Annotated in this window: 23 protein-coding genes and 1 riboswitch; of the genes, 2 read left to right on the forward strand and 21 right to left on the reverse strand. The window is 37.0% G+C overall.

What is annotated here, in order from left to right; translation table 11 throughout:
* Nucleotides 1-16 precede the first annotated feature (16 nt).
* From NE668_RS05115 to xerA, 15 genes are all read right to left on the reverse strand, one after another.
* On the reverse strand, nucleotides 17-1,189 hold the full coding sequence (locus NE668_RS05115) for an ABC transporter substrate-binding protein (RefSeq protein WP_227037627.1): 1,173 nt from the start codon (nucleotides 1,187-1,189) through the stop codon (nucleotides 17-19).
* A gap of 103 nt (nucleotides 1,190-1,292) precedes the next feature.
* Nucleotides 1,293-2,465, reverse strand: coding sequence for an ABC transporter substrate-binding protein (locus tag NE668_RS05120; RefSeq protein WP_227037625.1), 1,173 nt, complete (start codon nucleotides 2,463-2,465; stop codon nucleotides 1,293-1,295).
* Between the two features lie 202 nt (nucleotides 2,466-2,667).
* Nucleotides 2,668-2,856: riboswitch (cobalamin riboswitch) on the reverse strand.
* Nucleotides 2,857-3,054: 198 nt separating this feature from the next.
* Nucleotides 3,055-3,543 carry a GNAT family N-acetyltransferase gene (locus tag NE668_RS05125; RefSeq protein ID WP_227037622.1) on the reverse strand — a complete coding sequence of 163 codons (489 nt, stop codon included), beginning with the start codon at nucleotides 3,541-3,543 and terminating at the stop codon, nucleotides 3,055-3,057.
* A gap of 101 nt (nucleotides 3,544-3,644) precedes the next feature.
* On the reverse strand, nucleotides 3,645-4,385 hold the full coding sequence (locus NE668_RS05130) for a suppressor of fused domain protein (RefSeq protein WP_227037620.1): 741 nt from the start codon (nucleotides 4,383-4,385) through the stop codon (nucleotides 3,645-3,647).
* Between the two features lie 171 nt (nucleotides 4,386-4,556).
* A complete protein-coding gene (locus NE668_RS05135; RefSeq protein ID WP_227037618.1) occupies nucleotides 4,557-5,000 on the reverse strand; it encodes a GNAT family N-acetyltransferase in 444 nt (147 codons plus the stop codon).
* 36 nt (nucleotides 5,001-5,036) lie between these two features.
* Nucleotides 5,037-5,867 carry a class I SAM-dependent methyltransferase gene (locus NE668_RS05140; protein WP_227037617.1) on the reverse strand — a complete coding sequence of 277 codons (831 nt, stop codon included), beginning with the start codon at nucleotides 5,865-5,867 and terminating at the stop codon, nucleotides 5,037-5,039.
* Nucleotides 5,868-5,882: 15 nt separating this feature from the next.
* On the reverse strand, nucleotides 5,883-6,185 hold the full coding sequence (locus NE668_RS05145; RefSeq protein ID WP_077707997.1) for a hypothetical protein: 303 nt from the start codon (nucleotides 6,183-6,185) through the stop codon (nucleotides 5,883-5,885).
* Nucleotides 6,186-6,187: 2 nt separating this feature from the next.
* Nucleotides 6,188-6,511 carry a hypothetical protein gene (locus tag NE668_RS05150; protein ID WP_227037615.1) on the reverse strand — a complete coding sequence of 108 codons (324 nt, stop codon included), beginning with the start codon at nucleotides 6,509-6,511 and terminating at the stop codon, nucleotides 6,188-6,190.
* Nucleotides 6,512-6,519: 8 nt separating this feature from the next.
* Nucleotides 6,520-6,930, reverse strand: a complete 411-nt coding sequence (locus NE668_RS05155; RefSeq protein ID WP_227037614.1) for a hypothetical protein — start codon at nucleotides 6,928-6,930, stop codon at nucleotides 6,520-6,522.
* 269 nt (nucleotides 6,931-7,199) lie between these two features.
* Entirely contained in the window at nucleotides 7,200-7,709 is a 510-nt protein-coding gene (locus NE668_RS05160) for a hypothetical protein (RefSeq protein WP_227037612.1), read from the reverse strand.
* A gap of 440 nt (nucleotides 7,710-8,149) precedes the next feature.
* On the reverse strand, nucleotides 8,150-9,253 hold the full coding sequence (locus NE668_RS05165) for a DUF3644 domain-containing protein (RefSeq protein WP_227037611.1): 1,104 nt from the start codon (nucleotides 9,251-9,253) through the stop codon (nucleotides 8,150-8,152).
* Between the two features lie 141 nt (nucleotides 9,254-9,394).
* On the reverse strand, nucleotides 9,395-12,541 hold the full coding sequence (locus NE668_RS10405) for a type I restriction endonuclease subunit R (RefSeq protein ID WP_227037609.1): 3,147 nt from the start codon (nucleotides 12,539-12,541) through the stop codon (nucleotides 9,395-9,397).
* A gap of 2 nt (nucleotides 12,542-12,543) precedes the next feature.
* A complete protein-coding gene (locus NE668_RS05175) occupies nucleotides 12,544-13,857 on the reverse strand; it encodes an FRG domain-containing protein (protein ID WP_227037606.1) in 1,314 nt (437 codons plus the stop codon).
* 41 nt (nucleotides 13,858-13,898) lie between these two features.
* Nucleotides 13,899-15,035 (reverse strand): restriction endonuclease subunit S, encoded by a 1,137-nt coding sequence (locus NE668_RS05180; protein ID WP_227037604.1) that lies wholly within the window; start codon nucleotides 15,033-15,035, stop codon nucleotides 13,899-13,901.
* Nucleotides 15,036-15,049: 14 nt separating this feature from the next.
* Nucleotides 15,050-16,033, reverse strand: coding sequence for a site-specific tyrosine recombinase/integron integrase (xerA, locus tag NE668_RS05185; protein ID WP_079653051.1), 984 nt, complete (start codon nucleotides 16,031-16,033; stop codon nucleotides 15,050-15,052).
* A gap of 96 nt (nucleotides 16,034-16,129) precedes the next feature.
* Here xerA and NE668_RS05190 point away from each other — a divergent pair, with 96 nt between their 5' ends.
* Nucleotides 16,130-16,771 carry a restriction endonuclease subunit S gene (locus tag NE668_RS05190; protein ID WP_256196073.1) on the forward strand — a complete coding sequence of 214 codons (642 nt, stop codon included), beginning with the start codon at nucleotides 16,130-16,132 and terminating at the stop codon, nucleotides 16,769-16,771.
* Here NE668_RS05190 and NE668_RS05195 read toward each other — a convergent pair.
* The 6 genes from NE668_RS05195 to NE668_RS05220 all read right to left on the reverse strand — a co-directional run bounded on the left by NE668_RS05195 (nucleotide 16,768) and on the right by NE668_RS05220 (nucleotide 23,447).
* Nucleotides 16,768-17,238 (reverse strand): restriction endonuclease subunit S, encoded by a 471-nt coding sequence (locus NE668_RS05195; RefSeq protein WP_227037600.1) that lies wholly within the window; start codon nucleotides 17,236-17,238, stop codon nucleotides 16,768-16,770. The two genes, NE668_RS05190 and NE668_RS05195, sit on opposite strands and share 4 nt — an antisense overlap.
* Nucleotides 17,228-18,760 (reverse strand): type I restriction-modification system subunit M, encoded by a 1,533-nt coding sequence (locus NE668_RS05200; RefSeq protein WP_227037598.1) that lies wholly within the window; start codon nucleotides 18,758-18,760, stop codon nucleotides 17,228-17,230. Before NE668_RS05200 ends, NE668_RS05195 begins: the two co-directional genes overlap by 11 nt.
* Before the next feature lie 323 nt (nucleotides 18,761-19,083).
* A complete protein-coding gene (guaA, locus tag NE668_RS05205; RefSeq protein WP_227037597.1) occupies nucleotides 19,084-20,619 on the reverse strand; it encodes a glutamine-hydrolyzing GMP synthase in 1,536 nt (511 codons plus the stop codon).
* A 195-nt stretch (nucleotides 20,620-20,814) separates the two neighbouring features.
* Nucleotides 20,815-21,012: a DUF362 domain-containing protein gene (locus NE668_RS05210; RefSeq protein ID WP_227037595.1), complete on the reverse strand. Its 198-nt coding sequence runs from the start codon at nucleotides 21,010-21,012 to the stop codon at nucleotides 20,815-20,817.
* A 49-nt stretch (nucleotides 21,013-21,061) separates the two neighbouring features.
* The gene (locus tag NE668_RS05215) at nucleotides 21,062-22,219 is read right to left on the reverse strand and encodes an HAD hydrolase family protein (RefSeq protein WP_227037593.1); all 1,158 of its coding nucleotides are present in this window, start codon (nucleotides 22,217-22,219) and stop codon (nucleotides 21,062-21,064) included.
* A 43-nt stretch (nucleotides 22,220-22,262) separates the two neighbouring features.
* Nucleotides 22,263-23,447, reverse strand: a complete 1,185-nt coding sequence (locus NE668_RS05220; protein WP_227037591.1) for an amidohydrolase — start codon at nucleotides 23,445-23,447, stop codon at nucleotides 22,263-22,265.
* A gap of 191 nt (nucleotides 23,448-23,638) precedes the next feature.
* Between NE668_RS05220 and NE668_RS05225 the strand changes: the two genes are divergently transcribed.
* Entirely contained in the window at nucleotides 23,639-24,421 is a 783-nt protein-coding gene (locus tag NE668_RS05225; protein ID WP_004694101.1) for a basic amino acid ABC transporter substrate-binding protein, read from the forward strand.
* Nucleotides 24,422-24,582: the final 161 nt, after the last annotated feature.

The following is a 24,582-nucleotide window of genomic DNA, read 5'->3' on the forward strand; positions in this document are numbered from 1 at the left end:
TATGCAAAACCCCTTTTTAATTCATATGCATAAACCAAACGCCACCGTAAGAGAACGGAAGGAATTTTTCATAGAATTCCTTAAGTGTGCCTTCTGGATCTACATCTGCAAACTCTTCAGGATAGAATGTTTTAGCTAAATATTCGAATACCGCCACATCATATACTTCACGAGGTAAACCATGATGAGTAGAGTACACTTTTTTGTCTTGTACTGCTTTCAATTCAGGCCAGCCTTGACGTTCTGTGGTGAAAGCTTTCAACAACTCTTGAGATTTGGCTTCGTTTGTATCGAAACCTAAACGCATGGAAGTTGGTTTCTTAGGCCAGTACGAGCCAATAATCATGATGATATCTGGGTTTTTATCCAAAATAAACTCTGGGTTAACTGGACCGGCCTTTTGAACTACATCTTTTGTAATAAGGTCGCCACCAACTTGAGTTGCTAATGCGCCCCATGCTACGTTTGCACTATACGCAAAACCTAAACCTTCTGGACCTTCGTTGCCTGTTTCAATATAAACAGTTGGTTTTGGTTTATTGATTTTACTAATGCGATCCATAACTCTATTTAAGCGATCAGTGTAGAACTTACTGATTTCTGCAGCACGTTCTTCTTTCCCCAATGCTTTACCGATAGCTTCGATAGATTTTTGGTGATTCTCAAGCTTTTCAGCATGGTAGTCGATATAGATAGTAGGAATACCAGCTGCATCGATTTTAGGTTTGTAATCAGCTTCGTATTGCTCTTTAAAGAACAATGGCATGAAGATAACATCTGGGTTCAAAGAGATAACCTTTTCAACATCAAATGTTTTGTCATTTACATTACCGATGAGAGGAATTTTTTCCAATTCTGGAACATCCGCTTTGTAGTGATCCCACATATCTGTACGCAATTTGCTCAAATATGGGTCCATACCAACAATGGTCTTAGCTACATCTTTGCCTTGCAACGCAGCCATAGTCAAGAAAGCACCACCGGAAGCACTCAATTGTACTACTACGCGTTCAGCCGGTTTTTTCAATGTCACCTTTTGACCAGTTACATCTGTAATCTCAATTTGTTTGCCAGATTGTGCCGCATCCTTTTTCGTATCTGCTGGACCACCACAAGCTGTCATAATCATGCTCACAACTAGCAGCAGCACCGTGGCAAGATAGGCCATAAACTTCTTTTTCTTAACCATAGAATACCTCGATTCAAAATTCAAAACTCAATACATTCTAATAAACACAATGTACGACAGCATTTATATAGTTTTACTCCATCAACTCCTTCTACACACACTCTTAATTCATATGCATAAACCAGATACCACTATAAGAGTATGGCAAGAATTTGTCATAGAACTCTTTCAGTGTAGCTTCTGGATCTACATCTTTAAACTCTTCAGGATAGAAGGTTTTTGCTAAATATTCAAAGACGGCTGCATCAAAGACTTCACGTGGAAGACCGTGGTGCGCAGAGTAAACTTGTTTATTTTCAACAGCTTTTAATTCGCTCCAACCTTGACGTTCTGTGGTGAAAGCTTTCAACAACGCTTGAGACGATGCTTCGGTTGCTTCAAAACCTAAACGCATAGAGGTTGGTTTCTTAGGCCAGTAAGAACCCATAATCATGATGATATCCGGATTCTTTTCAAGTATAAACTCTGGATTAATAGGAGATGTTTTCTTAATAACATCCTTGGTGATTACATCACCACCAGCCATAGTAGCTAATGCCCCCCAAGAGTAATTACTACTAAAAGAATTACCAAATTCTTCCGGGCCATTGATACCAACTTCAATATAAACAGTTGGTTTTGGCTTGTTAATTTTACTAACACGGTCAAGAACTCTTGTCACGCGATCCGTATAGAACTTGCTAATTTCTGCAGCTCGTTCTTCTTTACCCAAAGCCTTACCGATGGCTTCAATGGATTTCTGATGACTTTCCAATTTTTCTGCATGGTAGTCTATGTAAATAGTCTGGATACCAGCAGCATCCATTTTTGGTTTTGCATCAGACTCGTACTGATCTTTCAAATCTACAGGAATAAAAATAACATCTGGATTTAATGCCACAACTTGCTCAGCATTAAATGTTTTATCACCGATAGTACCAACTACTGGAATCTTAGCTAACTCAGGCATTTCAGCAGTAAAGTGCTTCCACATATCCGCTCTGTAATCCTGTAAGGATGTATCCATACCGGCAATAACCTTCGGCGTATCCTTACCCATAAGTGCAGAAATCGTAAAGAATGGACCACCGGCACCACTCCATTGTAAGACAACTCTCTCTGCTGGCTTTTTCAGTGTTACCGTACGACCTGTTACGTCTGTGATTTCGATTGGCTTATTCATCTGAGACGCATCTTTCTTCGTCTCACTAGGACCTCCACATGCAGCGATGAGCATACTAACAATTAGGAGGAAAACCGTGGCTAAATACGCCATAAACTTCTTTTGTTTGAACATAAGTACCTCTCTTCTCTCAACTAAAACTATCACTATAAGTGCACATAAAAAGCCCGTTTCCCCACGAGGAGGAAACGGGCTGTCATCTCAGTTAGACTAACTACCACGCCTAATAAGCTAGCATATAGTATGAGCTTTCAACTATGCATAGCTAGTATAAATTCATCTATATCAATCCCCATCCCTGTCTCTCGCAGGTCAATTGGCAATTGTTAATTAGGCAGTTCTCCTGGCTCCAGTTTAACGTTACTTTGCGCCTTCCCAAAAACTTCAGTGACCGAGAGCATTTCACCCTCTATGCAAAGTACCTCGCTGTTACAGTGGCGTGACCGCTTTGGCTTGTACCAAATTCTCTATTAAGTCAATAGACACCTAACCCAATCATATGTGATTTTTCTCATCGTAGCATGAGGGGTATACAGTGTCAATAAACATATAGGGGTACGGCTATTCTTGTAAAATCTACACGTTTCAGCAAAAAAAAGCTAAAACTCAACCACTAAGCGGAGTTTTAGCTTCTCATTAGGACAATCTGTAGAAATGTCCTTCAAATTCTATAATTTCTTTTTATCGATTAATAACTTTTCCTCTACAATTCAAGGCGCATTTGGTACCATTTGGCACCGCCATGATCCGATGTAGACGCCCCTTCATTTACAAAACCAAACTTGGCATAATAGTGAATCTTTTCTTCCTTACAGGTTAGAATTACGCCCTTTCGGTTTTCCTCTCTAGCCAGTTCTATGAAAGCCTCTATCAACTGACCACCAACACCACGATTGCGGTATTCAGGTATCGTATTTAGACCAAAAATCATTTGCCATGCACCATTAGGGTTATGCAAAGAAGCATCGCTAAACATCTCATCTGTTAAGATTTCATCATCCGTTACGAAACCATCGATAAAACCAATAGGTGTATCGCCGTCAAAGGCAATTAAAAACTGACTCGCATAATGGTCTAATCGTTCCTTAAAAGCCTCACGAGGCGCAGCCTCTGCCGGAGGGAAACAAGTTTCTTCTATATGTGTCACTAAATCTAAATCAGCGGTTGTCGCTTTTCGTATTAATATCTTCATGTCCTTATTATCTTTCTTTATCTCTCTACTATTTACTCGTATATTTCGGAACATTCCGATACCGCTTTATCAATTTATTTCAATAATATTACTACTAGTTACTATTCAGCACCATTATACTCAAGAACTGGACTTCTATTATAAGACGTCACATCAGTACCCAACAGCTTATATAATTCTTGTACTGTCATCTTTTTGTCTTTTACAGCAAGTAATTCTTCGTTAGTCACACCGATGAACTCTACAAATTCTAATTTCCCATTAGGAGTGTCAAGAGGCTGCAATTTAGTATCAGGAATCGTAATAAAGCCAACGATATTAGATCTATTATTAGAATCTATCCCCTCTGTTTGGCCACTGTAAATATATTCATAAGGTTTAAAAATTTCTCCAGCGGTAAAAGTAAATTTTGCAATTTGTTGTAATAAACCACAAACACTTCTGATTTCATCATCGTTGGCACTGGCTTTATCTAAGCGATAAGTAAACTCCATACCGTAACCGCTGATTGTAGGATCTTCGCTATCCTTTTCATACAACTCCGACAAACCATATGTTACAAAGTGCCAATTATCTTTATCATCATACACACTGATTCCATCAAGAGGGCTATCACCACCAAGCCGCCAGCTAATCAATGTTCCAAAATGCATGGGATCTGTTTGACCAGGATATACACGTTCACATTCTGCAGTAATTGCATCCCACCCAATAGTACAAGGATCCAGTTCATCATCCAATAAATCAGAATTTTGCTCGACAGACTTTGCAGCATCTACGCTCGTATGAGAATCAAGAGATTCTTTATTAGAAGAAAAAAGATTTTTTAACCAGGAAAACATACTTATAATACCTCTCACTCTATACAATAGACACACAATGTATTAATTTACTCATTTAAGTATATAATATATAAATAACAAAGGCTACACATTGATTACTAATGTCCCCATTTAATTCATAAACTATATCATTAAATCGGCACCTTAATCATGTGTAGCCTTTGTCTCTATTTACTTTTTCGTATATTTAGGTACATTACGATATTGCATTGGTAAGGAATTTTCCTTTACCTTAAATCCATGCTTCTCGTAAAATGCTGCATTCTTGCTATCACCAATCATAACATTGATGTACAAATACGATTTGTAAGCGTCTTTCACCATTTCAAGCAAGTGCCCTGCAATACCTCGGCCCCGATAATCAGGATGAACTAGCACATAATTGATGAAACACACAAGTTCACTATCGTCCATGACACGAATAAGACCTATTAAACGATCGCCATCCCAAGCAGAAATCACACGAGATGAATTCATCAAAGCCTTGTACAGTCGGTCTGGATACTTGCCTACCACCCAGCGAACAGAAAGAAATAACTCTGCTACCTGCTGAGGGGTAAAGTTTTTTTCTTCGGTATAGGTAATCGCCCTATCGCCCTTAACGATATTAATCATGCTACTGCCTTTTCTAATCTATTTATCAACTATATCTTAGGTGTGTGACACAACTTCCTTAGGATTCCACCAGATTATAGCAGACCGAGAGGAAATCAAGCATTTATTGTCCTTAGATTTGGCTATGATTTCTTTCTTGATTTGTTTCTCTGCTGCTGGCGTTAAATCTCCATAGTACTGTTCGTATATGATTTTTCGGCACTCGATTTCGTCATCTACAGTACGTTCACATCTATAATCAATGATGCTTACATTAGGTGAGCGCCCTTGTGAAAGCAACATATTATACAGAATTTGAAACTCTTGTACATCAGATTTACTAGCTTCCCGAGGATTCTTCCAATCAGGAATGCCAGCCACGATTGCACAATAGCCTTTAGAATATTGTTCCATTTGTAAAAGCCGAGGCCACACATCAGGGAACATCCAAAGCACAAGAGATATGGTTACCAGATCAAATCGAAAATCTGGAGAGCCATCTTGGGGTAAGTCCTGCACCAATTCTTCAATGATGTTAATGTTCTCAACGTTTACTTCTTTGGCATTTTCTTTAAGGACTGCCACCATGCCCTTTGATGGCTCAATAGCAGTAACAGATTTAATATGTTGAGCAAAAGGAATTGTGAAAGAACCTGGACCAGCACCTATGTCTAACATGCTAGAATCAGGTGTTAAGACACTACTTAAAGCCGCATACACTTTCCGTCCAAAGTCGTAGTCATTGCTTTTACGCATAAGAGAAAAATCATTAGCCCGCTTGTCCCAATACTCTAATAATGGATTCGCCCGAATCCCTTTCTCACGATCATAATAACTTTGTTTCCACATTTCATTCCAGAACGAAAAATCTGTAACCTGCGGTGCCATACGAAACCTCCTGACTTAGTCTAAATTCCTCATTTCTCGGATAAACTCTTCTGCCTCTTGCAGATTCTTAGGGAACTCAAAATAAATACATTGCTCATGTCCACAATAAGGATTACGGAAATCATATCCACTTAATAATAAATACTCTATAATCTTCCACTCTTTGTCATTAGATTTTTTAGGGGCTTTGAACTTCTCGTTCACAAAGTACATCTTGCCTTTGCATGTAGGGCAGGTTTTATTCCTGTTAAATAGTTCATAATTTGTGCCCTCCGACAAGGAGATCCGACAATTTACACATACATTTTTATAACCCATAGTTATTTACTCCCATACGATTTATGTTGAAAGATTTCTTTTACAATCCCTTCACCAACAATATTTCCGCCTTCCATGATAAAGAATTCAGTACCTGCTTGTATAGCAGAATAATCTACAGTTTCATATACTGGTAAAGCGTTAGCTTGAATTGGTTTATCAAAGATGACATCTTCACCATCAATAAAATTGATACCAAGATATTCCTCAGTACCTTTTATAACAAAATGAGGATAGTACATTCCATTATTTAAATTCGGTGGAGTTCTCCTCTTCTTGCTGAAGAAAGTAACTGTACAGCAAATCGTAAAATCTAAATCGCTCATTTCAGGCCTCATTCAACTACATATACCATATCACCTTTAAAGTATATGTTCATTATACAATGTACGGGATTTCCTTCGGTCCATAACCATCCCTGGAATACAGCGTGTCCCCAATTATAGGTCTCCGTAATGACCTCAAATTCACTATCACTATAATCCTGTTGATACTGAGGTAACTCAATTCTTTTACCTGTGAAAGCATCTAATATTGTAGTATTAAATACGAAAATTTCAAAAAAATCTATATCGCACGTCTCAAACACAACTTGAGCCTTATGAGTTTGCTCAATACCGTTTTCGTAGGAAAAAATATAATCAAATGTAAAGATTAAATCATCGTCTACGTATTCTATTTTCTGTACCCTTGCATCGTGAAGAGAATATTTGGAATGATTGCCAAAAGATTTTGTCGTTTTCATAGGACCTCTATTTTCAAACAACTATTTAAGCCAAAATCTATAACTTAAAATCAGTATACCAATTTTGGGTGACAATATGAAAGCTAATAAATATCATAATCTATTGGCTTAATTATTAAACTAGGCAATAACAATTTCTTTTGGATTCCACCAGATTATGGCCTCCCGAGAGGAAACCAAACATTTATTATCCTTTGTTCATTCCAAGAAGTAAAATCAAGTGATTGTTGTGCCATGGGAAACCTCCTGATTTAGTATATCTAAATATCTTAGCTAAAAACCTCTTTATATAATGCTATCACATTTTTTGCATATTTCGTTGCCTTAGGAATATATATTCTTTTATAGTAATCAGCTAATATGTCTTGATGATTCTTCAAGAGGTCAAATTCAATTATATACAAACCAATACTCGTTATAGAGTATTTTCCTATTTCAATTACAGTTGATTCATCATCTTCAGACAGTTCTTCACCTATAGAAAACTCACCATCAGGTTGTTCCTCAATAGTATCATCGTTATATTGCCAAAACTTCTTAGTCCAAACGATAATATCTTTTCTATGTTCTTCTATCATTTGATTGTAAAACTGCAACATCGCTTTTTCTGAAAGCACCTTACAATTAAACCCTTCTAGTAAGAAATATCTCTGTTTCAATCGATATTTTAGTTCTTCTACTTCAACACTTTGTAAATCTTGATTAAAGTTGTCGACACCTAGTTCTTTTATAATATCTAAATATATATCACTATCTAAAAATTCTTTGATGGTTTTCATACATTTATTTCCTTAACAATACTGTCAGTTTCCATGATATGTAACTCTGTATTTTTTATACTAAACAAAGACAGCACACTTCATTATTTAAATTATGTGGAGTCCTTTTCTTTTTACAAAAAAAGATAATTATGCAACTAATAATTAAATATAGAGCTCAATTAATGCGAGCCAATTTCATTAATCAATACTCCTTTTTAATTTCTATTGTATCACGTGATGCATAACCCATATAAAAAATCGAGGTGATACCATATGGTATCACCCCAATAACTCATAGAGATAATATATATTTCATATAATTCCACTTAAATTATTAATGAAGAATAACTCCTTAGTAGACAAATTATATATTACTTTATTAACACATCCTAAAAACTAACAAATATTTGACCTAGCAACATACTAGTAATTCTAAAATAATTAACTAAATCTTATAATTATGATTCCACAATATAATCTGAAATGTTAATCCCACTCTTACACTTACTATGTATATTCTCCTTATTAAATCCATGATTTTCAATTAGGTCAGAAAGCAACTCTACCCACTCAATTGTATATAGATAATCATTATGTGGCTCATCGTAGATACAATATTCTATTCTTGTATCAAACTTTGATTTTGAATCAGAATCAGGCCTAACATTAAATGCCTTCCATAAAGACGTATGATTATTCAAATTAATCTCGATTCCCGTTTTGTCTTTAATAGCATGTATAACAGCTTTGGGTCTCAACAGATTAGCATTTGACACAGGTTGCTTTATTATTTTATCTTTTATTATTGCCGTTAATTTTTCATACTTTTCTCGATCCTCTTCCATAAGACTATTCCAATTAACAAATTCAATTGATAGCTCAGAACGATTCGTATTACTCACCTTAGGTATTTGTAATAGTTTTACACTATATTCTTGACTATTATAAATTTCATCCGAGAGATGTGTCTTGTATTTATCAATATATTTTTTAATATCCTTCATATCTTTAGAAAGTAATTCTCTTTGTGCTTTTAATTGCTCTGAAGCTCTAAGATGAGAAAACTGAAGCGCATATGCTAAACTTGTATTCAAAGAATATTCTTCTCCAAAAAGAGAAACTATTAAATTTTCATAATTATAAAGCAAAGATTGGCACTCACCAAAAAGTAATATATCAAGAGTAGTAGAATCCCAATGACGATGCTCTATTTTATTTCTTATCCCTATAAAAAATTTTAAATTTGCAATAGTTGCCTTTGTTAATTTATTTCTCCTAGATATACTTTGATATTTTTTTATACATTCTGTTAACTCCCAAGCCTTTTTCTCACCATCAACCAGCTTATATCTTCCATTTCTTTCTTTATAGAAATAGCGTTCTCCGATTATAACTTGAAAATATGCATGAAATAATTTTGTCCAAGCTATGATCATTAAAATAATATAGTTTTCAATTCTAAACTGAGTGCGTGGCCTATTATATGTTTCCACCGCAGTAAAAGCGCTATTTAAAGAACTTTCTAAAATCGTCTTTGCTTTTCCTTGTCTAAGAGTAATCATAGAATAACTCCCACTCTAATTAATGAACTATTACAGTAAACGGTTTACTCACTTACTATAGATGCGTTTTGTCAAAAATATAAAGCCTTAGAATTACAACATCCACTCCATAAATATTCTCTCTATTATCACAGTGCATCCTTAATTATATTTCCCTATATCATCAGCAACCATAGATAGTCGTTCGTCTGTGGGCATTGGATAGGAATAAACCTTATGTTCTTCTTCCATATCATAATTATCCGTCCATAGCTCGCATTGTGTTATTACAGTCTGAACCGCATCATCCATACCTTCTGGAGGGTATTTGTGCTTTTTCAAAAGTTTTTTAATGATCATACGCATTTTGGCTCTTGCTGATTCACGTTTTTGCCAATCTATGGTTCTATTTTTACGCAGAGTCTCAGCCAATTCTTTCGTTATCGAGATTAACTCTTCATTTTCGTAGAAATCTTTAATAGCCTGTGGTTTTACCAATGCATCATAAAAGGCTAACTCATCTGCAGTTAGGCCAAGTTTTTTCCCTTCTTCTCTATCAGCTGCGATTTGTTTTGCTAGTTTTAGCATCTCTGCAATAACTTCTTCATTTGTTAACATCCCATTTAAATAAGCATTGAGAGAGCGTTGCATAATTTCACTAAATTTCTCAGACTTAACTACATTTGTTCTACGATAAACAGAGACTTGATTAGAAATTAATCTCTTCAACAATTCAATTGCAAGATTCTTTTCCTTCATATTAGCAACATCTTGTAAGAATTTAGGATCAAATAAAGAGAACTCTTCTTTAATGTCAGAGAATAAATTAATTACACCATCACTCTTAATACTATGTTTTAAAAGTTCGTTTATTCTTGCATTCATCTCTGGTAATGAAATCTTTTTACCAACACCAGTATTAGTAAGTCTCAAAATAAGTACACGAACGGCTTCAAAAAATGCTGCTTCAAATCTATCATCTTCATTAACTAACGAAGAACAAAGAGAGAGTGCTTGATGAAGCATAAGGGCTTCTTTTACAAATACCTCCTTATCCTCTGACCGCTCTTTATCCATAATGAAATTCACTGCACCACTAATAGTTTTAGCTCTTTCAAGATCCGTACCACTTTTAAATTTAGAATAATCATATCCATGGAATATATCACGGCATATAGACAATTTCTCTAAGAATTTAGGATATGCCACCATAGAAACATCCGTATCACCATAATTTTTTTTATCACGAGATGTATAATCGTTCATCGCCTGCTTCAAAGCAGTAGCAATACCCACATAATCAACAATAAGCCCGCCTTCTTTATCTCGGAATACACGATTAACACGAGCAATTGCTTGCATTAGATTATGTCCAGTCATAGGCTTGTAAATATACATAGTCGCAAGAGAAGGAACATCAAAACCTGTCAGCCACATATCAACAACTATAGCAATCTTTAAAGGACTTTTATTATCCTTAAATTTCTTAGCGAGCTCGTTTTTATGATGCTTATTGCCAATAATTTGTCGCCACTCTTCTGGATCATTATTACCAGAAGTCATAACTACAGCAACTTTTTCGTCCCAATTTGGTCGAAGCTCTAAAATACGTTTATAGATTTTCATAGCAATAGAGCGAGAATATGCAACAATCATTGCCTTACCGGTAAGTAAATATTCCCTATTATTTTCATAGTGATCAAGAATATCATGCACAAGAGAATCTAGAGTATTATCATTACCAAGAATGGCTTCCATCTGTCCTAGCTCATGTTTGCTTTTCTCTATAACTTCACTATCTGCATTCAAAGACATCAAATCATATTCAGCGTCAATCAACCTCAATGTAGCTTGATCAAGATTCAATCTGATAACACGACTTTCATAGTAAACAGGTCGTGTTGCACCATCTTCAACAGACTGCGTCATATCATAGATATCGATATAATCACCAAAGACCTCCCGCGTACTACGGTCTTTTGAAGAAATAGGTGTTCCTGTAAAACCAATATATGTAGCATTAGGCAATGTATTACGAATAAGTCTGGCTGTACCAATAACACGTTTTGCTACTTCCTCACCATATTCATTCTTTGTAATCTTAATTTTTTCAGCAAGTCCATATTGCCCTCTATGTGCTTCATCCGCCATAACTATAATATTATGACGCTCAGATAGAGGTTCATCCGATTCCTCAAACTTTTGCATCGTAGTGAAAATAATACCGTTTGCCTGTCTCCCAGCAAGTAAGGTTTTAAGATTTTCTCTACTTTCTGCTTGTAACGGCTCTTGTCGTAAAAAGTCTTTACACTTTACAAACTGACTATAGAGTTGATCATCAAGATCATTTCGGTCAGTAAGCACAACAATAGTAGGGCTATCTAGGGCCTCCTGCAACAAATGGGCATAGAATACCATTGAAAGAGACTTACCACTACCTTGAGTATGCCAAAAAACTCCACCCTTACCATCAGTAACAGTAGCGTGCTTAGTCGATTCAATAGCCTTTTTTACTGCAAAATATTGATGATATCCAGCAAGGATTTTGTAGCTATTTACTCCTTCATTCGAGAAACAAATAAAGTTCTTAATAATATCAAGTAATCGTTCTTTTGGGAATATTCCCTCAAAGAATGTATCAAACTGTGCATATTGGGTATTCTCATAATTACCATCTTTTGTTTTCCACTCCATAAAACGGTCTTCACCTGAAGTAATTGTACCCGCTTTAGAAATCAACTGATCACTCATAACACAAATAGCATTATAAATGAACATTGATGGAATCTCTTGCATATAGTTGCGAAGTTGTCTATATGCCTCGGAAGCATCTGTTTCTTCACGCGAAGGAGACTTAAGTTCCATTAATACTATTGGCAGACCATTTAGAAATAGAATAAGATCAGGGCGTTTATTGCTGTTCTCAATGAAAGTCCATTGGTTAGCTACAACAAATGAATTATTTTCAGGGTTCTTATAATCCACAAGATAAACAATTGAAGAACGTTCTTCTCCATCAACAAAATATCTTACAGGAATACCATTCTGTAAGTAGTCCATAAAGATTGCATTCTTCTGTACAAGCTCCCCATTTTCAAAGTTTTTAAGTTTAAATAATGCATCCTGAATCGCATCATTAGTTGCACCATGATTTATACGATATAAAGACTCAATTAAAACTTCTTCATAGAAAGGACTATAAAAATCTCTTTCTATATCTGGGCCATATACATATTCATACTCTAAATCATTTTGAAATAATTCAATTAATGATTTTTCATAATCTTCCTCTCGGAAAAAATTTAGCACTACTAATCACTCCCTTTTAATAGTTTAATCCCCGTTTCTATTACATTGTTACATATATAATCAGCATCCTTCTTAGCCTGTTCTTTATTTAAACCATTATCTATCAATACTCTTTGAATTCGTATTTTAAATTTACTTATTATTGATCCTTGACAGTTCCAATCAACAATCGACGTCCACAACTCAATCACTTTCCAAAGTTCATCTATATCAAAGCTATACATCTCATTCAGCGCTTTAATTACTTCAAGCTTAAATTCTTCATTATCCAATATATTCTCAATTATATTACCACCACTTATTTTTGAGTTCTCTAGTATATCATGATAGTTAAACTTTATAAACTCCGATGAAGGTATTTTTAGTGCATTCTTCTTATTTTTTATATAACTTAAATGATGTTCTAACTCAGGAAATAACGTTGCCTCATTTATATTATAAGTATCCAGTTCATCTAATATCCTAGCTTTATTCTCCCCTAAAATATAAAAAAAACGTCTATCAAACTCATCTCTTAAATCTTTATAACCTTTTTCTATTGTAGATGTTTTGATAGACTCGGTATAACTAAAATTGAAACAACTTACTAATAGAAATAGCCCACATTGTCTAGTTAATCTTTCATTCGTATATGGAGGGATAACCACATAATTATTCTGAACAATATCTATAAACTCTTTATAATAATCTTCTGACCGCCATTTTTCACCTAGACTTTTGGATATAACATTATTTTCTTCAAGCTTTCCCAATACAGACTCAACTGTATTATCCTTTGATAAATCCATTTTAGACAACGCTGATATTACTTTTATCTCTACTCCATTTGTGTGTGTAGGATAGCTTTTGTTAAAAAATACGACACCATTCGCCTCTTGTACCTTGCTATCTTGCTCCTTATCATCTTCTTTACTCAAATCGTCTAATAGACCTTTATAGTACACCTCACCGTATGGTTCACAAGCAAAAAATAAGGCTACCAATGGATTAGTAGTTAAATCCAATAGTCTTGTACACATACCATAATGCTGATATTTGGTCATGATTTCAAAGTCATTATTTATAGATTTAAATTCATGCGGTACTTTTAGCAAAGGGACCTGCATTAACGTATGCTCAACACTTAAAGAATAATCCCTAAATATACTAGGTTTAATATCCCAAAAATCAGTCTTTTGACCTCTAAAGAATAATTCCTCATTACTTCCAGATAAATCATCTTTTATCTTATTTACTTCATCAATAAAAGAACTTACAGAAGTTATCTCTATTCCATAGTTTTCCATTTCATCTTTATTAAATATTCTTTCTTCCATATTTACGACTCCTTCTGTAATATAAACAATAATTTAGCGGCTTAGAGGTCGATATCGGATACATCAAGTTCGCCGGACATAAGCTGTGGTAGCAGACTATCTCGGGTATTTGCAAGAGTCTCGTTTTCAAACTCATTAGCTTGTATTGTTTCGGTAAGTGTCTTGAAAATTGGCATGTATTGAGCAAAAGTTTCGTTGTTATATATGAATTCGAATTTTGCAAGATCATTCATTACGATATAAGGAATTGCAGATCCTCGTGTTCCGCCCATAATTTTCTTACTTAATTCTAACTTGACGAACCAATAAAGCGGGAAGATATAGTCTGGATTGATATTATCAAGCAATGTACAAGCATATGTTCGCTGGTAGAGATCAAACCTTCCGCTATAAAAACGCGTGCGACCTGCGTATGCTCCATTACCTGAAACTATTATGGCATTGCCGTCATATATGTAACTATCAATCTGCAGAGCATCAGGAGCGCAAGTAAAAAATTTATACTGGCCGCCGTCAACAGATGCATTGGCATTCTTCTTTCCGGTAAAGATTGAGCAATACTCATCAAGGGTAGCTATTTTCCCTTGTGTCCCTGATTTAGGAGAAAAGAATTCCTGATAAAGAGCATCCGCTTGTTGCTCTAAATTATTGTTTATTCTCTCATTTTCTTCGATTTTATCATCAATAGAGCCAAGCATAGATGATATTCTCTCTTGTACTTTCTTATCTGTTGGAACAGAAACAACAATATTTTTCATTGTGTTTCCTGATACTTCTTTGAATGTTGTTCCGCTTCCCATACCTTCGATTTTGTCTTTGTTATATTTGAGCAAATAATACAAGAACAACGGATTAGTATTTTCATTTGAAATAACACTCTTAAATCCCTGATTGGTACATACATCATTTGCAGCAATAGCCACATATCCTATTGGTGCCCTTGAAGAAAACAACACCGTATTCTTCGGTAACAACTGTGTAGAACAGCTTCTCAATCCTGCTTCGGTAATGTTTCTTTCGCCATGCTGAATATATCGACCACTGAATGTAGATAAATCTTTAGGTGTTATCCAAGCAATAGTTCCATTTTCATAATTCTCAGGTTTCTTCGTCGAAGGAGTTGCACCACCAACAACCGTTCCAATGTCAGATATTTTACATTCAATCCATTCAGCCATAATCGCTATCCTCTCTATCCAATATATTTTCGATGAGCAATCTTAACATTGCTCTGTTTGACCATTGCGTACTGCAAGGTCGTATCTATTTTCCTATGCCCCAAGAGCTGTTGCAATTGCTCAATAGGCATTCCTTTATCTATTGCCATTGTTGCAAGCGTACGCCTGAACTTATGCGGATGCACTTTTTGTAACCCTAATTGCTTTCCAAATTCACGCAAACGAACCTCAACTCCACCAATTTTCAGCCTTTCGTGTGGCGATTTCAACGACACAAACAGAGCCGGATTATCGTCCGTTCTGCTTCCTAAGTAATTCTGCAAATGTATCTTTGTTCTTGCATCAAAGTAAACAACCCTTTCTTTACTGCCCTTACCGAAAACAATACATTCTCTCTCATTGAAATCAATATCATTGCGGTTAAGTAGCACCATTTCTCCTACACGCATACCAGTAGAAGCAAGCATATCTATCATTGCCAAGTCCCTCGGCTCGGTACAGTTATCTCTCATAAGTTCCAATGCTTCGTCAGAGTATGTTTCTTTAATATTCGTGCCTGTTTTGACCTTATGTATTCGCCTGACAGGACTTTTCAGTATATAGTCCTCATCTTCCAACCACGAGAAGAAACTTGAAAGAATACGGCGTATATTGTCTATTGTAACTTTACTTGACTTTTTCTTTTCCTGATACTCTGTCAGGTATCCTCTTATATCATCTGTAACTATATGTTTGACATCTTTTTGGAGTTCATTAAGCATAGCTTCAATAGTAGCTTTGTAGTACTTAAGAGATTTTTCAGAACAGCCCTCTATTCGCTTTGCCGATAAGAACAGTTCTACAAAGTTCTGCTCCGAAATTTTTTCTTGTTGCTTGTTTTCTGTTACCTCGTACCTTACGAGGGTGTATTGTAACACCTCTTGCAACCTTTCGCTTTGTGCATTGTTCAAGTACGGTAACATTCCTTGAACAACATCTTTGATTAAATCTTGTTTCACAGTCAATCCTCCTTTATTTATTCTTAGAGAACGACTATGGGGCGGAAGTCCCCCGATATTAACTTCTGCCACCCACAGAAGTTATGGGTATGTTATATGCTAAACAATAATTTACAGGAGCAGGCACAAACACTTTACACCAACATGTTTATTCATAATGCCTCCGATCAGTGGGCTGAAGGAGCCCTTTCTGATGTAGCAGACATAACGATGGGACAGTCTCCTAAAGGCGATACCTATAATGAGGATGGCATCGGTACCGTTTTCTTCCAAGGAAGAGGAGAATTCGGATTCAGATTCCCGACACGGCGTCTATTCACAACTGATCCCAAGCGCATAGCTCAATCAAACGATGTTCTTATGAGTGTTCGCGCGCCTGTCGGTGATCTTAATGTTGCTTATGAACCTTGTTGCATAGGTCGTGGTCTTGGCGCAATCCGTTCGAAGGACAATCATCAGTCTTTCGTGTTATATACAGTTTTCTCTCTGAGAGAGAAACTGGATATGTTTAATGGCGAGGGTACCGTTTTCGGCTCCATCAACCGGGATGCACTTAATTCGATGCCGATTATCATTCCTACAAAGGGTGAAATGGATCGGTTTGAAGAAATTGTAGCACCTATGGATGCCGCCATACGCAATAACTATGAGGAAATATGCCGTCTTGAAGCTATCCGTGACAGTTTACTTCCTCGGCTGATGTCCGGCGAATTGGATGTCTCCGACCTTGACCTTTAGGCTGCTAAATTATTGTTTATCGCATTGTTCAATTCGATTTTTCTATCTATCGGATTAAGACAAGAAAGCACTATCTCCTGTTCTTCTATAGACGGAATATCAAATTCAAGCCTGTTAAGAGTTTCTGTCCTCAGACTTGGAATGGTTGTTCCCTCATTATAGTTGTTTAAGTCTATAAGGGACATAACATAATATAGGTATTTGGGAATTACAATGTCCACATCGATAATAGTATAAAAAAGCGTATCAACTGTCCAAAATGGATGCTCCACATATTTAACCTTTCCGATTGTCCCTTTTCTTCCAATTAAAACGGATGGCTTATCATAAAGCGCTGTTGTCGCATATCCCATTAATCCTCCCGTACCATAAATAGGAATATTTCCATCCTCCGAAAGAACTTTTTTCTGATTTTTCCCATATTTAATTGTCGCCAATTTTGAAAGAGCGTACCTTTTAAATTTCATAACCAATCGCCCCCAATTTCTTCCTGATCTCCTCTTCCAGTTCATGAGATTTCTCAAACATATCCGAAAGCTCTGAAGTCAGTCTTGTCATCTTTTCCTCAAAAGGCTCTCCGTCATCTTCTTGTTCCTCAATACCTACATATCGTCCTGGAGTTAAGATATAATCTTGCTTTGCAATATCTTCTATTGTGGCAATCGCCGAAAATCCTTTTTTTTCTTCCAGTATTCCATTTTGGAAATCCTCAAAGGTTTTTGCTAATAAGTCAATATCTCCAAGACTTCCATCTTCCTGTATCCCTTCTGTAAAATCTCTATGTTTTCTATCAACCATATATCCCATTTTTCTAGCATCAATAAATAGAGTCTTTCCCTTTTGCTTTTTATTTTTAGTAATGAACCACAAGGTTACAGGAATTGTTACACTATAAAATAACTGTGTAGGCAAAGCTACTATACCTTCAACAAGATCATCTTCTATAATCTTTCTCCTTATTTCTCCTTCTCCGGAAGATTGAGAAGATAAGGCTCCATTAGCAAGCACCAATCCAATTTTTCCATTTGGTGCTAAATGATGTATCATATGCTGTATCCATGCATAGTTTGCATTCCCAGATGGTGGTGTTCCATATTTCCACCTTACATCATCTTTTAATTTATCCGCTCCCCAATTTGAAAGATTAAATGGTGGATTCGCCATAATAAAATCTGATTTTAATGTTTTATGAATATCGTTGAAAAATGTATCTGCATGATAGGAACCAAAATTGGCATCAATTCCTCTTATAGCCATATTCATTTTCGCCATCTTCCATGTATCTGCATTAGATTCCTGTCCATAAACAGAAATATTACCTCTATTGTCACTATGAGATTGTACAAACTTTTCACTTTGCACAAACATACCGCCACTGCCACAGCAAGGATCATATACACGGCAATTATTAAACGGCTTTAAAATAGCAACAATAGTCTTAACAATACTTGATGGTGTATAAAATTCACCACCTTTAGTTCCCTCATAGGCTGCAAACTGAGCGATACAATATTCATAAGTTCTTCCAAGTAAATCTTTACTTGCCTCAGTTCCATCCATTTTTACTTCGTTAGTAAATAAGTCAACGACTTCCCCCAATACTCTTTTATCCAAATCAGGGCTGGCATAGTTCTTAGGCAAAACATTTTTTAAACTCGCATTTTCTTTTTCGATTGCCCTCATTGCTTCATCAATTACTGTACCAATTTCAGGTGTGTGTGCAGCAGAAGAAATCTTGCTCCAACGAGCTTCTTCTGGAACAAAGAAAATATTTTCTTCTGCATATGCATCTCTATCATTTTCAAATCCGTCGCCTTCTTTTATAAGCTCTTCATAGCGTTTCTCAAAAGCAGTTGATATATAACGAAGAAATATTAACCCTACAATTACTTTTCGATATTCTGCAGCAGGAATATGCCCCCAAAGGACACAAGCCGCATCCCATATTTGTTTTTCAAACCCAATATCTGTATTATTTTTTGCTGCCATAACTTATATACCATCCTCATTAAAACTTACAAATCAAGATTATTTACATGAAATCCGTATAATCTAGTAAATATAATATAAATCCTAATATTTTTTATTATAACATCTTAGATAATTAGAACACATCATTAATTCATTTATTTTTCATAGTAATAACAAATAAATATATTGCTTTTACCATTTTAATCACTAATACAAAATTTCTATTATCATATAAAATACATATTTTGAAGACCTATAAAAAAATCATCCAAAGAAAGACTCTTTGGATGACTAAATTATATTATGTATTTTTATATATTACCTATATTAAGCAAATCATCTTATTCCCACTCAATTGTAGCAGGTGGTTTAGATGTAATATCGTACACGATACGGTTGATGTGTTGTACTTCGTTTACGATACGACGGGAGATTGTGTCCAATACATCGTAAGGGATGCGCGCCCAGTCAGCAGTCATGAAGTCTGTTGTCGTTACGCCACGCAATGCCAATGTGTAGTCGTATGTACGGAAGTCACCCATAACGCCTACGGTACGTGTAGATGTTAATACTGCAAAATATTGGTTGATGCTGCGATCAAGGCCAGCTTTTGCAATTTCATCACGGAAGATGTAGTCCGCATCACGCAAGATGTCGAGTTTGTCTTTCGTAATTTCGCCCATTACGCGAATAGCAAGACCAGGACCTGGGAATGGTTGACGCCATACGAGGTAGTCAGCCAAACCTAATTCAGAACCAAGTTCACGTACTTCGTCTTTGAAGAGATTGCGCAATGGTTCGATAAGGCCTTTGAAGTCTACCACTGCTGGCAGGCCGCCAACATTATGGTGAGATTTGATAACTTCTGCTTCGCCAGTACCGGACTCGATAACGTCAGGATAGATTGTACCTTGTGCCAAGAAGTCAACGGAACCGATTTTACGGCCTTCATCTTCGAATACGCGGATGAATTCTTCACCAATAGCTTTACGTTTCGCTTCTGGATCTTCAAGACCAGCCAATTTATCTAAGAAACGTTTTTCCGCATCGACGCGGATGAAATGCATGCCGGAATCTTTGAAAGCTGCCTCAACTTCGTCACCTTCGTTTTTACGCATTAAACCATGGTCAACGAAAATACAAGTCAATTGGTCGCCTACAGCTTTAGAGATAAGAGCTGCCGCAACGGAGCTGTCTACACCGCCGGACAAAGCCAATAATACTTTGCCGTCACCAACGGTTTTGCGGATGTCTTCAATAGCAGATTTCGCATAGTTTGCCATTGTCCATCTGCCTGTGAAGCCACACACTTCGTACAGGAAGTTGTGAAGCATTTCTTTGCCATGTTCAGTGTGCAACACTTCTGCATGGTATTGCATAGCATATAGTTTACGTTCTTTATTTTGCATGGATGCAACAGGGCAATCCTTAGTATGTGCTACGATTTCAAAGCCTTCAGGAACTTTTGCTACATAGTCAACATGGGACATCCAAACAACTTGGTCTTCTTCCAAGCCTTTGAACAATGGAGATGTGGTGTCCACTTTAGTAGGTGTTTTACCAAATTCACGGTTGTCCGCAGATTTAACTTCGCCACCCAATGTATGCGCCATAAATTGCATACCATAGCACATGCCAAGAATAGGAATACCAAGTTCAAAAATCTCTTTCTCAATTTTGGGGGAATTTTCTTCATACACGCTGTTAGGACCACCTGTGAAGATGATACCTTGCGGTTTTAATTCCTTAATTTTCTCCAGCGCTTTGTTGTATGGATATACTTCGCAGTATACGTGATTTTCACGAACACGGCGCGCGATCAATTGGTTATATTGACCACCAAAGTCAACAACAATTACAAATTCCTTGTTTTCCATGCCTTCCTCCATATGCATCTATTTGTGAAAGTATATTCACTATTTGTTATGCCCATACATTTCTGTACTGGGACGCGTTTTTCCGAGCCAAACGCTAATTTTTCATTACATTTTATTATACCATAGGAAGTATAACGACTCCATATATTCCGTATGTAAGTTATAAATAACTTTTTAATGTTCGGATTTTAGTTGTCACTCTTTAGGGGCCTCGCGTTTATGCATTTTCACGGCCCCTACAGGACAGATCGAATAACAATCACCACAGCCAATACAGCCTTTCCCGATATTAAATCGAGTCTTACCTTCGGTGATGCATTGAACAGGACAATCCTCAGCGCAAGCGCCACATTTAACACAAGTGTCATCAATATTAAATTTTAGATTTCCCATTATACATCACCTCCTATGTACTGTTTATCTATGCCAAACTTAACATTATCTACTTTGACTTTTTCTTATTTAACTCATTATTATATGCAATAGCCGAGTAAATAGCTTTTGCCACGCCTTGGTGGTTATTATCTGTCGTTTCGTATCGTGCCGCTTCTTTAATGTTCGGCTTGCTATTGCCCATCGCTACGCCTGCACCCGCAAAGCGTAACATAGATAGATCATTTTCGCTATCCCCCAGTGTCATCACCTCATCAGGACTTAAACCCCAGTGTTTTGCCAAGGCTTCTACGGCAGTGCCTTTTGTAGTATGAGGCAATACAAATTCTAGATTGCCTTCACTAGAGAGCAATACATCATAGAAACGTTCACGGCCTGTACCGTCGTGAGATAGCCCTTGGTATTCATCTCGTAAGTCTTGCAAGATGCGCTGACGCATCGGTTCATCTCCGTAGAAGATTTGAATCTTCTCAGGCCCTTCGTCTAAGGATTCCATATGAGCTAGCAAATCACATACCATTGTCCGCGTAGCCAAGATAAATGGACGAATATTAGGTCTAAAGAAGAAATTAGACTGCTCTATTTCACATTCAGACATGTTTATTTTTACTGCTTCGTTGCCTTCCGCTAATGCATAGTGAGCATAAGTTGCTCCTGGCAGACGAGTGTCCCCTATACTAGAAATCTGATTTTTAGTATTAGACAGATGATTATCCATTATGCCATGTAACGTCTTTTTATTACTGTTACTTCGTTCACAAGCGCACGCCCCTAAACGTTCAGGTGTAATACATCTAGACGGCGGATACATACCAAAGATTTGGTCTTTCACATAGGCCTCTACATACACGCCGTAGGTTAATAGTTTGCGCAACAAATGTAGTGCTTGTTCTTTATCAAAATTTACGTGGAATAGACTGCGGTTTTCATCCTTGTCCATCACGTAAGCACCATTGGTGCACATAAAATAGCGCAAGCAAGGCAGTTTTTCGATGACATCATTCATCTCATTCCAAGCACGGCCAGAAGCAATGGCTACCCGAATCCCACTTTCACGAGCTGCACGAATCGCCTCAATGGCATCCTCAGGAATCGCCTTTGCATCGTTTACCAATGTGCCGTCTACATCAGATGCGATGAATCGAATGCGCTTATCTCCAACTAGACCTATATAATTTTTTATAGTTAATGTTTCTTTTGAGGTCATACTGCCTCCCTTATGGTATCTAACAAATCAATAAGCTCAAGCATTACCCTATGGATGCGTTAAATTCGGCTACAATTTCTTCTAAGACTGTTGGGTCCTCAACTAATCGCAATAAGGAGCCCCCTATAATAGTAGCACCATCAATGATAGTTTGTTCAATGGTAGGCTCTAACATGGCAGCGGCAAATTCTTTAGAATGGCACACCTTTGGCTCGCCAGCGAGGCGCAATTTAGGATGGAGTGCCGCACATTGATAGCTTACATTACCAATATCTGAACTACCTCCGAGGGCTGCCGGACCAGGTTCAAAATCGAGACCCATGTCGGCCATTACCTCTTCGATAAGCTTTGTGCCACGGTGGTTTTGGTTCATATCATCATACGGATTGCCATAAAACTCTACATCCACAGTTGTACCTGTACAAAGGGCAGCCCCTTCAAAGATTTTTTTGATCTGCTCAGATAAACGATTTAAGTAATCCCGCTCTGTGTGACGCACGGTGACCTCTAATTCACCGAAGGCAGGAATCACATTGGATGCGGTACCTCCAGCAATGATCCACGTGCCTATGCGCGTTTCAGGGCGTACTTGTTGACGCATCATATCCATAGCATGGATAGCGAGTTGCACACCATTTACCGCGTTGATGCCATTCCAAGGCTCGCCGGCTGCATGAGCCGGTTTACCGTAATACTTAGCACGGAAACAATCGAGTGCCAAGAATTGTGAGTTAGGGCGTGTTTCCTCGCCGTCGAGATGAACCATTATGGCAAAATCGTATTCTTTGAATACCCCTGTATTGCACATATCTACCTTACACCCCATCGCTTCTTCGTCTGGTGTGCCGATAATATCGATGTCCATGTTGAAAGCTACGCCCTCTTCTTGCATTTTATGCAGTGTCAATGCAGCCAATACACTCATAGAACCACTGGCGGAATGACCACACGCATGGCCTACCTCAGGGAGTGCATCATATTCACAAAGTATCGCTAAGCGACCTTTTGGATGATCTACTTTTACGGCAGACGCCTTGAAGGCAGTCGGCAAATTACAGAATTCATAGGTTACGTCCATACCATATTTTTCGAGAACAGCACCAATGGTTTTGACAGACTCGAATTCTTGACTGGAAATCTCAGGGTTTTTAGCTAATGTATAATTCACCGCAAAAGCATCTGGGGCGAAGCTTTTACAAAGATCGGAAAATGTATGCATAAGGTTCATAGCGCCTCCAATAGATATAATCAAAAATGTGTGCAAATCGATGGATTTAAACAATGTTAAATGAAATCCATTTTTAAATATGAAACTCATGTACTCTTAATTATACAATGTTATTGCCTATTGGTGTAAAATTCCGTACAATATAAACAGAAATGTATAAATCATGTATATGGATGTTTAAGGAGGATACTATGTTTAAGTTCAAAAAATTGACAGCCATCGCCCTCGTAGCGGTAGCAGCAATGGGTTTATTGGCTGGTTGTGGCAACGACAAACCTAAAATGACACAACAAGAAGGTGTATTGCGTGTAGGTTCTGAAACTACATTCCCACCATTCGAATTCACTGAAGGCGACAAATACGTTGGTTTCGACGTTGATTTGTCCGAAGCAATTGCTAAAAAACTTGGTTTAAAAATGGAATTCAAATCCATGGGCTTCGATGCTTTGATTCCAGCAGTTCAATCTGGTGATATCGACATGATCGCAGCAGGCATCAATGCTACACCTGAACGTGAAAAAGCATTGGACTTCTCCGATGTATACTTCGACCAAGGCGGTTTCATCACAGTTGTTCGTAAAGACAACACAACAATCCACAACATGGATGAATTAGCAGGTAAAACTGTAGGCGCTCAAATCGGTACAATCCCGGTTGAAATGGCTCAAAAAATTCCTGGTACAACAGTAAAACAAATCGATTCTAATGCTAATATCTTCATGGAATTGAAAGCTGGTACAATCGACGGTGCTATCATCGATAATGCAGTTGCTATGTACTACCTCAAACAAGGTGCTGATCAAGACCTTAAACTTGTAGGCGAACCTACTAAAGCTGAAGGTACAGTTCTTGGCGTGAAAAAAGGCAACAAAGCTTTACAAGAAGCTGTTAACAAAGCTCTTAAAGAACTTAAAGAAGACGGCACTTACCAAAAAATCTACAACAAATGGTTCGGCGATTACAACAAAAAATAATATGTATTCCTAAGAACTAGGATACATAATAACCCCTCTGAAAGATTGCAGACATCACATAAAATTTGTGACAGCAGATTTTCTTCAGAGGGGATTTTTTTATCATTTGAATCCAATACATGCTGAAGGCTCTGTATTATGCATAGATATAAATTAGAAAT

The organism is Veillonella parvula (genome assembly GCF_024461875.1).
In the GTDB taxonomy this organism is placed as follows: Bacteria; Bacillota; Negativicutes; order Veillonellales; family Veillonellaceae; genus Veillonella; species Veillonella parvula_I.

What these genes read in the sequence shown, in the direction of transcription:
- NE668_RS05115 (WP_227037627.1), bottom strand. Translation starts at nt 1,189, where the DNA reads ATGGTTAAGAAAAAGAAGTTTATGGCCTATCTTGCCACGGTGCTGCTG.
- NE668_RS05120 (WP_227037625.1), bottom strand. Translation starts at nt 2,465, where the DNA reads ATGTTCAAACAAAAGAAGTTTATGGCGTATTTAGCCACGGTTTTCCTC.
- NE668_RS05125 (WP_227037622.1), bottom strand. Translation starts at nt 3,543, where the DNA reads ATGAAGATATTAATACGAAAAGCGACAACCGCTGATTTAGATTTAGTG.
- NE668_RS05130 (WP_227037620.1), bottom strand. Translation starts at nt 4,385, where the DNA reads ATGTTTTCCTGGTTAAAAAATCTTTTTTCTTCTAATAAAGAATCTCTT.
- NE668_RS05135 (WP_227037618.1), bottom strand. Translation starts at nt 5,000, where the DNA reads ATGATTAATATCGTTAAGGGCGATAGGGCGATTACCTATACCGAAGAA.
- NE668_RS05140 (WP_227037617.1), bottom strand. Translation starts at nt 5,867, where the DNA reads ATGGCACCGCAGGTTACAGATTTTTCGTTCTGGAATGAAATGTGGAAA.
- NE668_RS05145 (WP_077707997.1), bottom strand. Translation starts at nt 6,185, where the DNA reads ATGGGTTATAAAAATGTATGTGTAAATTGTCGGATCTCCTTGTCGGAG.
- NE668_RS05150 (WP_227037615.1), bottom strand. Translation starts at nt 6,511, where the DNA reads ATGAGCGATTTAGATTTTACGATTTGCTGTACAGTTACTTTCTTCAGC.
- NE668_RS05155 (WP_227037614.1), bottom strand. Translation starts at nt 6,930, where the DNA reads ATGAAAACGACAAAATCTTTTGGCAATCATTCCAAATATTCTCTTCAC.
- NE668_RS05160 (WP_227037612.1), bottom strand. Translation starts at nt 7,709, where the DNA reads ATGAAAACCATCAAAGAATTTTTAGATAGTGATATATATTTAGATATT.
- NE668_RS05165 (WP_227037611.1), bottom strand. Translation starts at nt 9,253, where the DNA reads ATGATTACTCTTAGACAAGGAAAAGCAAAGACGATTTTAGAAAGTTCT.
- NE668_RS05175 (WP_227037606.1), bottom strand. Translation starts at nt 13,857, where the DNA reads ATGGAAGAAAGAATATTTAATAAAGATGAAATGGAAAACTATGGAATA.
- NE668_RS05180 (WP_227037604.1), bottom strand. Translation starts at nt 15,035, where the DNA reads ATGGCTGAATGGATTGAATGTAAAATATCTGACATTGGAACGGTTGTT.
- NE668_RS05190 (WP_256196073.1), top strand. Translation starts at nt 16,130, where the DNA reads ATGCTAAACAATAATTTACAGGAGCAGGCACAAACACTTTACACCAAC.
- NE668_RS05195 (WP_227037600.1), bottom strand. Translation starts at nt 17,238, where the DNA reads ATGAAATTTAAAAGGTACGCTCTTTCAAAATTGGCGACAATTAAATAT.
- NE668_RS05200 (WP_227037598.1), bottom strand. Translation starts at nt 18,760, where the DNA reads ATGGCAGCAAAAAATAATACAGATATTGGGTTTGAAAAACAAATATGG.
- guaA (WP_227037597.1), bottom strand. Translation starts at nt 20,619, where the DNA reads ATGGAAAACAAGGAATTTGTAATTGTTGTTGACTTTGGTGGTCAATAT.
- NE668_RS05210 (WP_227037595.1), bottom strand. Translation starts at nt 21,012, where the DNA reads ATGGGAAATCTAAAATTTAATATTGATGACACTTGTGTTAAATGTGGC.
- NE668_RS05215 (WP_227037593.1), bottom strand. Translation starts at nt 22,219, where the DNA reads ATGACCTCAAAAGAAACATTAACTATAAAAAATTATATAGGTCTAGTT.
- NE668_RS05220 (WP_227037591.1), bottom strand. Translation starts at nt 23,447, where the DNA reads ATGAACCTTATGCATACATTTTCCGATCTTTGTAAAAGCTTCGCCCCA.
- NE668_RS05225 (WP_004694101.1), top strand. Translation starts at nt 23,639, where the DNA reads ATGTTTAAGTTCAAAAAATTGACAGCCATCGCCCTCGTAGCGGTAGCA.